This window comes from Streptomyces olivochromogenes (assembly GCF_021538895.1).
GTDB classification, from domain to species: Bacteria; Actinomycetota; Actinomycetes; order Streptomycetales; family Streptomycetaceae; genus Streptomyces; species Streptomyces olivochromogenes_A.
This window is the reverse complement of record NZ_JADDRL010000002.1, coordinates 91,659-103,852: the sequence shown is the minus strand read 5'-3', so window position 1 is coordinate 103,852 and position 12,194 is coordinate 91,659. Positions and strand designations below refer to the sequence as shown.

13 protein-coding genes and 1 tRNA gene are annotated in these 12,194 nt (G+C 70.2%); 6 read left to right on the top strand and 8 right to left on the bottom strand.

Features of this window, described 5'->3' with window-relative positions; genetic code table 11:
• Window positions 1–11 precede the first annotated feature (11 nt).
• Window positions 12–701, bottom strand: coding sequence for a class E sortase (locus IPZ69_RS01555; protein ID WP_235451782.1), 690 nt, complete (start codon window positions 699–701; stop codon window positions 12–14).
• A 22-nt stretch (window positions 702–723) separates the two neighbouring features.
• Window positions 724–1,512, bottom strand: coding sequence for a DUF881 domain-containing protein (locus tag IPZ69_RS01550; RefSeq protein ID WP_235451781.1), 789 nt, complete (start codon window positions 1,510–1,512; stop codon window positions 724–726).
• A gap of 141 nt (window positions 1,513–1,653) precedes the next feature.
• Between IPZ69_RS01550 and crgA the strand changes: the two genes are divergently transcribed.
• Window positions 1,654–1,908, top strand: a complete 255-nt coding sequence (crgA, locus tag IPZ69_RS01545; RefSeq protein WP_235451780.1) for a cell division protein CrgA — start codon at window positions 1,654–1,656, stop codon at window positions 1,906–1,908.
• A 272-nt stretch (window positions 1,909–2,180) separates the two neighbouring features.
• On the opposite strand, the gene IPZ69_RS01540 is transcribed toward crgA, so the two are convergent.
• The gene (locus IPZ69_RS01540) at window positions 2,181–3,065 is read right to left on the bottom strand and encodes a rhomboid family intramembrane serine protease (protein ID WP_235451779.1); all 885 of its coding nucleotides are present in this window, start codon (window positions 3,063–3,065) and stop codon (window positions 2,181–2,183) included.
• 135 nt (window positions 3,066–3,200) lie between these two features.
• Window positions 3,201–3,734, bottom strand: coding sequence for a peptidylprolyl isomerase (locus IPZ69_RS01535; RefSeq protein ID WP_235451778.1), 534 nt, complete (start codon window positions 3,732–3,734; stop codon window positions 3,201–3,203).
• A gap of 291 nt (window positions 3,735–4,025) precedes the next feature.
• Between IPZ69_RS01535 and IPZ69_RS01530 the strand changes: the two genes are divergently transcribed.
• Window positions 4,026–4,721 carry a DUF5324 family protein gene (locus IPZ69_RS01530; RefSeq protein WP_235451777.1) on the top strand — a complete coding sequence of 232 codons (696 nt, stop codon included), beginning with the start codon at window positions 4,026–4,028 and terminating at the stop codon, window positions 4,719–4,721.
• 78 nt (window positions 4,722–4,799) lie between these two features.
• Here the strand turns inward: IPZ69_RS01530 and IPZ69_RS01525 are convergent, their stop codons facing one another.
• Window positions 4,800–5,888, bottom strand: a complete 1,089-nt coding sequence (locus IPZ69_RS01525) for a Ppx/GppA phosphatase family protein (protein WP_235451776.1) — start codon at window positions 5,886–5,888, stop codon at window positions 4,800–4,802.
• A 491-nt stretch (window positions 5,889–6,379) separates the two neighbouring features.
• Window positions 6,380–6,452 (bottom strand) — tRNA-Ala (locus tag IPZ69_RS01520).
• A gap of 179 nt (window positions 6,453–6,631) precedes the next feature.
• Here IPZ69_RS01520 and IPZ69_RS01515 point away from each other — a divergent pair.
• Complete coding sequence (locus IPZ69_RS01515) at window positions 6,632–7,180, top strand: helix-turn-helix domain-containing protein (RefSeq protein WP_235451775.1); 549 nt, start codon at window positions 6,632–6,634, stop codon at window positions 7,178–7,180.
• 149 nt (window positions 7,181–7,329) lie between these two features.
• A complete protein-coding gene (locus IPZ69_RS01510; protein ID WP_235451774.1) occupies window positions 7,330–8,853 on the top strand; it encodes a serine/threonine-protein kinase in 1,524 nt (507 codons plus the stop codon).
• Here IPZ69_RS01510 and IPZ69_RS01505 read toward each other — a convergent pair.
• Together IPZ69_RS01505 and IPZ69_RS01500 are read right to left on the bottom strand one after the other, a co-directional pair.
• Window positions 8,817–10,205, bottom strand: a complete 1,389-nt coding sequence (locus IPZ69_RS01505) for a hypothetical protein (RefSeq protein WP_235451773.1) — start codon at window positions 10,203–10,205, stop codon at window positions 8,817–8,819. The two genes, IPZ69_RS01510 and IPZ69_RS01505, sit on opposite strands and share 37 nt — an antisense overlap.
• Before the next feature lie 208 nt (window positions 10,206–10,413).
• Complete coding sequence (locus IPZ69_RS01500) at window positions 10,414–10,542, bottom strand: DLW-39 family protein (protein WP_003999697.1); 129 nt, start codon at window positions 10,540–10,542, stop codon at window positions 10,414–10,416.
• Between the two features lie 348 nt (window positions 10,543–10,890).
• On the opposite strand from IPZ69_RS01500, the gene IPZ69_RS01495 reads away from it, so the two are divergent.
• A complete protein-coding gene (locus IPZ69_RS01495; protein ID WP_235451772.1) occupies window positions 10,891–11,223 on the top strand; it encodes a DUF6344 domain-containing protein in 333 nt (110 codons plus the stop codon).
• Between the two features lie 174 nt (window positions 11,224–11,397).
• The gene (locus IPZ69_RS01490; RefSeq protein ID WP_235451771.1) at window positions 11,398–12,186 is read left to right on the top strand and encodes a GntR family transcriptional regulator; all 789 of its coding nucleotides are present in this window, start codon (window positions 11,398–11,400) and stop codon (window positions 12,184–12,186) included.
• Window positions 12,187–12,194: the final 8 nt, after the last annotated feature.

Below are 12,194 nucleotides of genomic sequence, written 5' to 3'. Positions count from 1 at the left end.
ACGGCACCAGACTAACGGCGTAGAGCCTTCGGTTTGCCTGTCTCCACAGGCTGTGTGGAGTCCAGATGTGCCCAGACGATCAGCCGGTGGCTGTGCCCCCATTCCGGATCGCACGTGGTCAGTGTGAGATAGCGGCCCGGGCGCGTATACCCCGACTTACGTGGGACAGGGTCAATCACTTCAACGTCGCTCGGAACTGTTTTGTAGGGCCCTTTGTCGATCCGATACGTGAACCAGGTCGTCCCGTCCGTCAGCACCACCGCGTCACCCGGCCGCAGCCTGGGGAAGTCCTTGAACGGGTCACCGTACGTGCGCCGGTGTCCGGCGATCGCGAAGTTGCCCCGCTGGCCCAGCCGGGCGGTGCGGGCGTAGTGGGCGAGGCCCTTCTTCAGCACGTCCGTGCCGGTGCCTTCGAGCACGGGTTTGTTCCACGTGAAACCGAGCCGCGGGATGTACATGATCGCGAACGGCTTGTCGTAGTGGTACGGCGCCGGCTCCTGGGGAGCGGCCGAGGCCCCGGGACCGCCGGCCGTGTGCCCCACACGGCCCTGCGCCCACTGCTGTTGCAACTGGTCGATCTGGTCGTTCATGACGCTGTCGGCCTGCACGCCGGTCCAGAACAGCACGTAGACCACGAACAGCACGATCAGGGTGCCGGCGGTGATGCAGAGCTCGCTGACGGTCCTGACGATCACGCGCACCGGCGGCTCCTGGGCGGGCTGGCTACTGCACGGGCTTCGCGTAGTGCAGATCCACTGTGCCCGAGTAGCCGGGCAGAGTCACCGTCCCGTTCTCGGCGACTTTCCAGCCCAGCCCGTAGACGTTGACGTACACCATGTAGTTCTGGATCGCCGGGCTCTTCGCGAGCGCCTTCTGCAGCGCGTCCGGGTCGCCGACCGCCGTGATCTTGTACGGCGGTGAGTAGACCCGGCCCTGGAGGATCAGGGTGTTGCCCACGCAGCGCACCGCGCTGGTGGAGATCAGCCGCTGGTCCATGACCTTGATGCCCCGGGCGCCGCCCTGCCACAGCGCGTTCACCACCGCCTGGAGGTCCTGCTGGTGGATGACGAGGTAGTCGGGCTGCGGCTCGGGGTAGCCGGGGAGCTTGGCGGTGGCGTTCGGCGGGGCGTCGTTCAGCGTGACCGTGATCGCCTTGCCGGTCAGCTTCTGGGTGCCCGCGTTCTTCTCCAGCGCGGCCAGCTTCTTGTCCTGGGCGTCGGAGCTGCCGTCGTCCTGCTCGGCGAGCGACTCCACGTTGTCGCGCAGGGTCGCGTTGGACTCGTCGAGCCCCTTGTTCTTGTGGCTGCGCTCCTGGATCAGGTCGGAGAGCTTCAGCAACGAGGCGTCCGTACGGATGTCGGTGCCCTTGGCCGTGTTGAAACTCGTGAAGAAGATGAGACCGGCCAGGGCGAAGACGGCACCCGTGAGAAACCGCACCGGCCGGACACGGGGCCTGCGGTCGGGGGCGGAACCCATTGAATCCGTCCCGGGGGAGTCGGCAGAATTGCTCAACGTACCCTTATCTCCTTCGGCGCCGCGGAAGCACTACGCTAACGGACGCCCGGGGGAGCACTCAGTGTCCCCTTGTACGCTGCCCCGGAGCCCGACCAGTTCCCTGCGCGGCCACGCAGCGCATCGACAGGAGAGACCCTCGTGCCGAAGTCACGTATCCGCAAGAAGGCCGACTACACGCCGCCGCCGGCGAAGCAGACGACCGCGATCAAGCTGAACAACCGTGCCTGGGTCGCGCCCGTCATGCTGGCCATGTTCCTCATCGGTCTGGCCTGGATCGTCGTCTTCTATGTGACCGACGGTTCGCTGCCCATCGACAAGCTGGACAACTGGAACATCGTGGTCGGCTTCGGCTTCATCGCGGCGGGATTCGGCGTCTCCACTCAGTGGAAGTAGTGACCGCCTGCGGGTGAACACACCTCTGCCCAGGGGTATCCGCTGAGTTATCCACAGCCTCGACGAGATTTCCACAATCAGCTTGGGGAAAAGAAACGACGATCTGTGGATAACCCGCCGGGTGTTGACGCCGGTACGACTGACACACCGGCCTGCACGAACCCTTGCGCCCCCTGCCTGACCTGGGAAAACACACCTGAGCGGCAGGGGGCACACCTGTATCCGCACGGTATGCACAAGATCCGCCACAGGCTGTGGACAACGGTTCGATATCAGGTGAGCTGAGCGGTCCTGACGAGGGTCAGGGCCACGGTCACGACCAGGATCAGCGCACAGGTGCCGAACTGGATCAGGGCCCGGTTCTTGCGCGGGGCGTGGACCATGGCGTAGCCCGCCACGACACCCGCGACCAGGCCGCCGATGTGGGCCTGCCACGCGATGCCGCTCCAGCTGAAGGTGAAGATGAGGTTGATCACCAGCAGGGCGATGATCGGGCGCATGTCGTAGTCGAGCCGGCGCAGGAGGATGGCGGTGGCTCCGAAGAGACCCCAGATCGCGCCGGAGGCACCGAGTGAGGCCTGAGACGGCGCGGCCAGCAGATAGGTCAGGGCGCCGCCCGCCAGACCCGAGACCAGGTAGAGCGTGAGATAGCGGGCCCGGCCGAGGGCGGCTTCCAGCGGGCCGCCGATCCACCACAGGCTCAGCATGTTGAAGGCGATGTGCCAGATGGCTTCGTGGGTGAACATCGACGTCACCAGGCGGTACCACTCGCCCTCCGCGACACCCATGGTCGGGGTGAAGGGCTTCGGCGGCCACGTGCCGACGAGCAGCAGATGGTCCAGGAGCGAGGACTGGACGCGCACCGCGATGAACACCGCGATGTTGATCCCGATGAGGATCTTGGTGACCAGCCGCGGATCGGCGCTGACCGTGCCGCCCGCGAGCGTACGGGGCTGGGAGGCGGCCGGGGGGTGACTCGTGCCGGAGCCGCCACGGACGCAGTCGGGGCACTGGAAGCCCACGGAGGCGCTGACCATGCAGTCGGGGCAGATCGGACGGTCACAGCGGGTGCAGTGGACGCCGGTCTCGCGGTCCGGGTGCCGATAGCACACGGGCACGCTCCGGGCGTCCCGTGCGCTGTTCGCGGCCTGGTCCATGAGATCCCCTCGGTGGTCGTGGCCGGCGGCGTGCGTCATGACACCGCCCCGCTCATCCTTACGGACGAGCGGGGCGTTTGGTTCCCTCCGGGAGAAACCGGCGAGCCGCCGGACGGCCGGCGCGCACTCCCGGGCTCAGCGGTCGCGCTTTTCGATCACGACCGACTCGATGACGACATCCTTGACGGGCCGGTCGTTGGGGCGGGTGGTCGGCACATTGGAGACGGCGTCCACGACCTTCTGGCTGGCCGGGTCGACGACCTCGCCAAAGATGGTGTGCTTGCGGTTCAGCCACGTGGTGGGACCCACGGTGATGAAGAACTGCGAGCCGTTGGTGCCCGGGCCCGCGTTGGCCATGGCGAGCAGGTACGGCTTGTTGAAGGAGAGGTCGGGGTGGAACTCGTCCTCGAACTCGTAACCGGGGCCGCCGATGCCCGTGCCCAGCGGGTCGCCGCCCTGGATCATGAAGCCGCTGATCACACGGTGGAGGACGGTGCCGTCGTAGAGCTTGTCCGTGCTCCGCACGCCGGTCGCCGGGTGCTCCCACTCACGCTCACCCTGGGCGAGCTCGACGAAGTTCTTGACCGTCTTCGGCGCGTGGTTCGGAAAGAGCCGGATCTCGATGTCGCCGTGGTTGGTCTTCAGGGTGGCGTAAAGCTGCTCGGCCACGGTGTGCCTTCCGTCGTCCTTGTGTGATCCCACGATCCTCGCACGGTCCGCCTCGCACGTCCCCGGGCCATGCCCCGACAGGGCGCATCCTCACGAATCGCTTGCGGAAAACCGGGCGAGTCCCCTCGCGACGGGAGCGCACGACGGCGATCCGTGGCATTGTCGTCGACGAGCGCCTTGCCCCGTATTACCCGTATGCCCGCCCTCGGGTGCCCCGCCGACGGTTGGCAGGCATGATCCGTAAAAGGGTGGAAAGTCGAATTACCGTACGCCACCGAGGAGGAGGATCCCGTGACCCGCATCGAGAGCGTGCGCGCCGCGACCGGCTCGGCGAAGGACAGCGTGCTGCACGCCGCGGAAGTGGTGGCGCCCTACGCCGACACGGCCAAGGAGCGTGCCGCGCAATACGCGCAAGAGGCACGCGTACGGCTCGCGCCCATGGTGTCGCAGGCCGCCGAACAGGCCCGCGTCCAGTACGACGCCCGTCTCGCGCCGCGTCTGGAACAGGCGCGCTCCCATGTACCGCCGAAGGTCGACCAGGCGGCGCACGACGCCGCCGTCATGACCCGGAAGGCCGCCCAGCAGGCCGCCGACTACTCCCGGCCGAAGATCGAGCAGGCCGTGGCCGCCGCAGGACCGATGCGCGAGGAGGCCGTCGCTCGCGGCGCCGCCGCGCTGGCGGCGCTGCGCGGCCAGGTGACGCCCGAGGAGATCCACAGGCTGGTCCGCAAGCACGAGCGGCGGGCCAAGGCCGGCCGCGTCGTGAAGGTGCTGGCCGTGCTGGGTGCCCTCGCGGGCGGTGCCTTCGTCGTTTGGCAGTGGTGGGACAAGCAGGCCAACCCCGACTGGCTGGTCGAGCCGCCCGCCCCGACCGAGGTGCCCGAGTCCGGCCGGCTCGGCTCGGTGGACAGCAGCCCCCTCGATCCCGAGGTGCAGGCGAAGGAGGCCGAGGAGCGGGCCGCGAAGGACGACAAGGACCATCCCTGACGTCGGGGGCTGAACGTGCGCGCGGGGGCAGGTGACTTGATGGTCTCCTGCCCCGTGGCGATGTCGCACGTCGATATCTCACGGCGATGTTTCACGTGGAACCGTGGACCGTCCGACGACCGGCAAGACGGACGGGGTGGTGGCGATACGGAGGGGGGCGGACGGCGCGGACGGTGCTGTGGCGACCCTGTCGGTCTCCCCGGCCGTGACGACCTCGGCGTTCTCCGTGGTCGCCGCCCACCAATCGGCGCCGTCCTCGATGGCGCGCAGCAGCACACCCTCCCTGATGGCCCAGGGACAGACGGTGACCCGGCGCAGGCCCATCAGTTTCATGGCGGTGTGCCCGACCAGGGCACCGGCCAGGCTCTGCGCGGCGCGGGGCGCGGAGATCCCCGGCAGCTGGGCGCGCTCGGCGGCGGGCAGGGCGGCGAGGACGCCGATGGTCTCGCGCAGGTCCTTGCGGAGCATGTGGCGCTGCACGAACGGGCCGTGCCGCCCGGGAGCGGCCCCGCACACGCGCGCCAGCTGCTGGAAGGTGCGTGAGGTCACGGCGGCGGTGCGCGGACCTTCCCAGCGGACCCGGGCGGCGGCGTCCCGCAGCTCGTGACGGACCCTGCGGCGCAGCTCCTTCAGCTCGGCCTGGGCCGGCGGGTCCTGGGCACCCAGGAACTCCCGGGTCAGACGGCTCGCGCCGAGCGGCAGGGAGACGGCGAAGTCGGGCAGCCGGCCGCGCCCGAAGGCCACGTCCAGCGAGCCGCCCCCGATGTCGAGGAGGGCGAGGGGCCCGGCCCGCCAGCCCATCCAGCGACGGGCCGCCAGGAAGGTCAGCTGGGCCTCCGTCTCCCCGGGCAGGGTGCACATCCGGATGCCCGTCTCCGCCCGGACCCGCTCCAGCACCTCCTGCCGGTTGGGCGCGTTGCGCACCACGGCGGTCGCGAAGGCCAGCGGACCCGTCGCTCTCCATTGCCGGGCGGTGTCGCCCGCCGCGGCCACCGCCTTGACCAGCCGGGAGACCGCATCCTCCTCGATGGTCCCGTCGGGCCCGAGGTGTTCGGACAGGCGCAGCCGCCACTTCGCCGTGTGCACCGGCAGCGGAACACCGCCCTCGGCGTCCGCCACCACCAACCGGACCGTGTTCGAGCCCGCATCCACCACACTCAGCCGCATGGCCTGGGACTACCCCGTCCGCTCCGAAACACCCAAGGGCGCCCGGAGGGCGCGGGAATCGGCCATCCGGCGGCACTGGTTTGCTGTCGTAAAACCGACTGACTGATCGGTCTGGTGATGGTGCGTCACCGCGAGCCACGGTCGGCGATCGAACCGTTGCAGACGGGACGATAGACAGGAATCGGCCTCCGGCGGCCTACCCGCACCCGGCCCACCGGACCCCGACGACACCGCGGCTGCGGACCGCCCCGGGACCGCCCCGGACCTCCCCGGCCCGCCATGGACCGCCGTGAACGAGGGCCGCTCGCCCGCCGAGTTCCGTGCCCACATGCGCCGAGTCGCCGCCCGTCCGCCGCGGCCCGACCCCTGCCCACGCCCACGGCCGCCGTGACCTCGCGATCGCACCGACCACGGGAGCACCGGGGCGGACGCGCTCCGGAACGAAAAACCCCTCCAACCGCGTTTCCGCAGGTCAGAGGGGTATCTGAGAGTGGAGCCTAGGGGAGTCGAACCCCTGACATCTGCCATGCAAAGACAGCGCTCTACCAACTGAGCTAAGGCCCCATGAGGGAAGCCACCGCCGGAAGAACCGCACTCCGGAGGACGCCGCAGACCAGACTACCGGGTCACCCCGGGGATCTCGCAAAAAAGTTGGGGGTCCCCGTGGACGACCACTCTCCGTAAGATGCTCGACGTGGTTCGCTAGAGCGAACCACGTTTTGGGGAAGCGATGGGGAGACGCAATGGACGCCGCACAGCAGGAAGCCACCGCAAGAGCGCGGGAGCTGCAGCGGAACTGGTACGGAGAGCCGTTGGGGGCGCTCTTCCGTAAGCTCATCGACGATCTTGGTCTCAACCAGGCTCGTCTCGCGGCGGTGCTGGGCCTGTCCGCGCCGATGCTCTCGCAGCTGATGAGCGGCCAGCGCGCGAAGATCGGTAATCCCGCCGTGGTCCAGCGGGTGCAGCTGCTGCAGGACCTGGCGGCACAGGTCTCGGACGGCAGCGTCAGCGCGGCCGAGGCGACCGACCGCATGGAGGAGATCAAGAAGTCGCAGGGGGGCTCCGTGCTCAGCAACACCACGCACACGACGAGCAGTTCGGGGGCACCCACGGTCAAGCGGGTGGTCCGCGAGATCCAGTCGCTGCTGCGCTCGGTGGCCGCCGCCGGCGACATCATCGACGCGGCCGACACCCTCGCCCCGAGCCATCCGGAACTGGCAGAGTTCCTCCGGGTGTACGGCGCGGGCCGCACCTCCGACGCCGTCACGCACTACCAGTCCCACCAGAGCTGAGTCCCCGTCCGGTCCGTCGGAGGGGGTCCGGCGGACCGGGACCGGGACGAGCGGGGGATGCGCGGGGGCGCGGAGGGGTCGTATCGCTCATCACGGGGGAAGCAAGGGGAGGCAAGGGGGTAACCGAGGGGGAGGAGCGACGCACAGCCATGGGTGAGGTCTTCGCCGGCCGGTACGAACTGGTCGACCCGATCGGCCGGGGCGGGGTCGGCGCCGTCTGGCGCGCCTGGGACCACCGCCGCCGCCGCTATGTGGCCGCCAAGGTGCTCCAGCAGCGCGATGCCCACTCGCTCCTGCGCTTCGTACGGGAGCAGGCGCTGCGCATCGACCACCCCCATGTACTCGCACCGGCCAGCTGGGCCGCCGACGACGACCAGGTCCTGTTCACCATGGACCTGGTCGGCGGCGGTTCGCTGGTCCACCTGGTCGGGGACTACGGCCCGCTGCCGCCCTCGTTCGTCTGCCTCCTGCTCGACCAGCTGCTGTCGGGGCTCTCCGCCGTGCACGCCGAAGGCGTGGTGCACCGGGACATCAAGCCCGCCAACATCCTGCTCGAAGCCACCGGTACCGGCCGCCCGCGGCTGCGTCTGTCCGACTTCGGCATCGCGATGCGGCTGGGCGAACCGCGGCTGACGGAGACCAACCTCGTGGTGGGGACGCCCGGTTACCTCGCGCCCGAGCAGATGCTGGGCGCCGAACCGGACTTCCCCGCCGACCTGTTCGCCGTGGGCCTGGTCGCCCTGTATCTCCTGGAGGGCGCCAAGCCCGACGCCAAGGCACTGGTCGAGTACTTCGCCGAACACGGCACACCGGGTGCCCCCAAGGGCATCCCCGAACCGCTGTGGCAGGTCGTGGCCATGCTGCTCCAGCCGGATCCGCACGCGCGCTTCCGCACCGCGACAGGGGCGCGCAAGGCGCTCGCCTCGGCGGTGGAACTGCTCCCGGAGCCGGGCCCCGACGACGAATTGATCGAGATATTCGACCAACTGGGGCCGCTTCCACCGGGCTTCGCCCCTTCCGGACCCCTGCAGCGGGCTTCTGGAGTGGATTCGGGAGTGCTCAGGCAGGCGGACGCCGGGGCGGAGACGGGGACGGACGACGCTCCGGACGCAGGCCACGCCGTCCCCCGAGCCGGAGGCGACGCCGGGGCGGCCTCCGCCGGCGCGACGGACACCGGCACGGGAAGCGCCACCGGCACCGGAAGCACCGCCGGGCAGGCGGCAGTTGAGCAGCGGCAGAACACCGCCCCGCGCCACGGCACCGGCCCACAGTCCTCGCGGCCTCCGTCGCCGTCGCTGCCGCCCATGTCCGACACGGGCAGCTTCCCGCTGCCGCCGCCGCAGCCGCCCCTGCCCCGGCACCAGCCGGAAACGCCCACCCCGCAGACGTACGCCCACGCCGTGGAGCACACCTACCCCCTGCGCACGGTCGCTCCGCAACCGCACAGCACGCCCTGGACGCAGGCTCCGACCCCGGCGCCGCAGCAGCAGCAGGGTGATCCCTCCACCGCTTCGTACACCGCGCAGGAAATCCCCCGGCACCCCGCCCGACGCCGCACGCACCGCGCCGCCCGTTCCGCCCGCCCCGGTCCTCCGGCCAAGGCGGCGATCCCGATCCTGCTGCTCGCGCTGGCCTGTTACGCCGTGGGCTTCTGGGCACTGACCCGCATCTGAGCGCTCGCGCGGCGCCGGGCCGTCACCGTCCACACCAGGAGCACGACGAGCAGCGCGGTGCCGGTCCCGATGCCGCCCACCGCGAGCGCCTTCATCGCGCCGCTGTCGTCGCCCGGGGCACCGTCCGGGGCGGCGCCCGCCGCGCCCGCCGCCCGGTCCTGGTCCGTCACCTCGAACAGGCCTCGCGGCGCGGACCGCCCGGAGTATCCCGGGGCGGCCTGCGCGGTGCCGCTGACCCGTACCCGCAGCGTCAGCCCGTGCGGCCCCTGCCCGAACGTGTCGGCCATCTGGCCGTTGAGGTGCACGACGAGGTAGTAGCCGCCGGCGAAGCGCATGGTCCGCACCTTGTCGATGACCGTGTACCGGTTGCGGTACGCGACCGGCGGCAGGGGATCGACGGCGGCCGCCGTCGGCCGGCCGGAGTAGCTGCGGGCCACGTCGTCGACGTCCGCGCGGACGGGGTTGTACACGGACAGGCCGAGTGCGCCGCTGACATAACCGCCGTCGGCGCTCGAACCGTCCAGTTCGGCGGTGGCGTACAGCTGTTGGCCCCAGTCGACCGGCACCCGGTAGAAGAGCGTCTGTCCGGGCGCGATGCCGGTCCGCCAGACGCCTTGTCCCAGCGTCCGTGCCGTGGCGAAGCCCGCTCCGCCGTCGCGGCGTCGCGGCTCGCCGGTGACGGCCTCGGGCGAGGCGGAGTTCCAGACCTCGGGAGCCTTGGTGGGCCCGGTCCTCGCCGGCGGCGGCTCGGTGACCGGCGCGAGCTCCAGGCCCCAGGCGTCCGACCCGGATCCGGTCGCGTCCCGCCGCTCGACCCGTACGTAGTACGTGCCGCCTGCCCGGCAGCTCGCCCTGCTGGTCTCGCGCATTCCGAGCGCCGTGACGGGGCGGGGGCTCAGTCCGGCGCCGAAGCCGGCGCTGGTGAGCGAGCAGGGGGCGCCGGCGGCGTTCTGCACCGACACCTTGATGCCGTCGGTGGCGGCGACCTTGGCTTCGGCGGGGGGTACGGCGGTGACCGGGACGTACGCGGTCGAGGTGGTGTCGAGTTCGACGCGGTAGTAGAGCGTGGCGTTGCGCCGGATGGAGCTTCGGTAGGTCTCGCCCGGCTTCAGCGCTGTGGCGTCGGCGGTGGTCGCCGCCCCGTCGACGGGCCGGTCGTCCTCGTCGTAGGCAAAGGTGCTGTCGTCGTGGGCAAAGGCGCTGTCCCCGCGGGCCGAGGTGCCGGCGCCGTAGGTAGGGGAGCCGACTAATACACCCGCCGCCGCCGTCGCGCCACTCGTCGGCAGTGTCCCGACCGTGGACAGCACCGCGCCGACCACGGCGGCCCGCCACCACGCCGTACGCCGCCTCATCACGCGTCACCCCTCGTCGTCGTACACCCGCTGCCGTAACCGCGCAGTACCGGAACGTGGCCATCCTGCCCCGCCCGTCCCGGCGCCACCCGCGCATTTCGCGCAGGCGTCCGAAACGCCCGACTCACCCCCGCGGTCCACGCCCCGGGAAACACAAAACCCCGACCGCGAGGGCGGTCGGGGTCTGATCAGATTCCGGTATCGGTACTCACGAACCCGTGGGCACGGAGTCAGTCGCCTCCGTCCACAGATCCTGCTCGGCGCGATCCGCCTGGATCTGGCGGTACACGAGGAGCCCGCCGATGGCGGCCAGTGCGACCAGGAGAAGCTTCTTCACCGCGCGACCTCGTCTTTCCTTGACGTAGGGGACCTCTGGCGCCCGACTATACACACCGACCGATATCCAACGGTGACCTGCGTCGGAGCCCAACTCCCGCCCCGCACCGGCGCCGTGGGCGCCACCCATGCCGTCCGATCGGAGGGTGATCACACCTCCACGGAGGGTCACTTTCCCCCCTCTTCGCCCCGTGTCGCCTGATTATCAGAAATTTACGGCTTCCTTGCGTACATCCGAGTGGTGTTGATCTGAACTTCGACGCGCCACGGGCTCAGGTCCACCACTTCGCGGCCCCCATACACATGATGAGCAAAGTACGCAAATCGCCCGACCCGAAAGTGAGGGGCCATGGCCCGGAACAAGGTCATGAAGCTGTGGACCGCCATCGTCACCGCCTTCCTCGCGCTGTGCACGGCGCTGGGACTCGTCACCGCGACCAGCACGACCGCAGTAGCGCAGAGCGAGACACCGCGCAACCGGATCGCGTACCCGACGCTCCCGACGATGTCCCACTGGTCCTGGCCACCGTCCTGGTCCCACGCCATGGCCCTGCCGCCCACGATGAAGCAACGCATCGGAGCCGAGGCCCACGGAAAGTCCCCCAGCTGCCGCCACCGCCCCGACGCCGAGGCCACGGAGGCGGACGTCCCGGCCGAAGTCACGGCACCGCTGACCTGCTGACGGCGGGACGCGACACCCCACGACCACGACGTAACGGCGAACTTGCGTACCAGCGTTACGGACGACGAAGACCCCCGGCCACGGACGGCCGGGGGTCTTCGTACGAGTCGTCAAGATTTCTTGAGGAGTCGTAGGCTGAGGCCACAGTTGTCGCCGACGGAGCGGTGGGCACCAGTGCCGAAGGCCTACGAGGAGATCGCGGACGACCTCCGCCGCTCCATCCGGGACGGCACGCGCGAGCCCGGTGACCGGCTGCCGTCCGAGGCGGACCTGGCGCGGCACTACGGCCGGAGTCTGCCGACGGTGCAGAGCGCGCTGCGGGTGCTGAGCGAGGAAGGCCTGATCGACAAGCGGCACGGCCTCGGCACCTTCGTGCGCCGCCCCCGCACCCTCACGGTCCGCGGCAACGGCAGGCATCAGTGGGAGAAGAACCGCGCGCGGCAGCCGAAGACGGTCCGGGCCCGGACCGGAGTCACCGAGCACGACACGGGTCTGTGCCGTGACGACCTCGTCTTCTCGGCGCGCTACCGCGAGGTCGAGGCGTCCGAGGAGCTGGCCGGCCCGTTCGGCGTGCCCGTGGGCACCCCGTTGCTCGAACGGACGTACAGGACCCGCTGCGCGACCGAGACCGCGCCCCTGAACCTGATCACCTCCTACCTGGTCCGGGACATGATCGCGGCCAACCCCGATCTCCTGGACGAGACGAAGGAACCCTGGCCGGGCGGCACCCAGCACCAGCTCTCCACCGTCGGCATCGAGCTCGACCGGATCGAGGAGCGCTGCACCGCCCGCCCCCCGACGCCGGAGGAGGCGAAGGCCCTGGAGCTGTCCGCGGGCACGTCGGTGATCCTCCTGCGCAAGACCTCGTACGACATCGACGGCCGCGTGGTCGACCTCTCCCTCGTCACGCTGCCCGGCGACCGTACGGAGCTGGTGTTCACCACGTGTCTGGAAAGGTGGTGAGTGCCGCC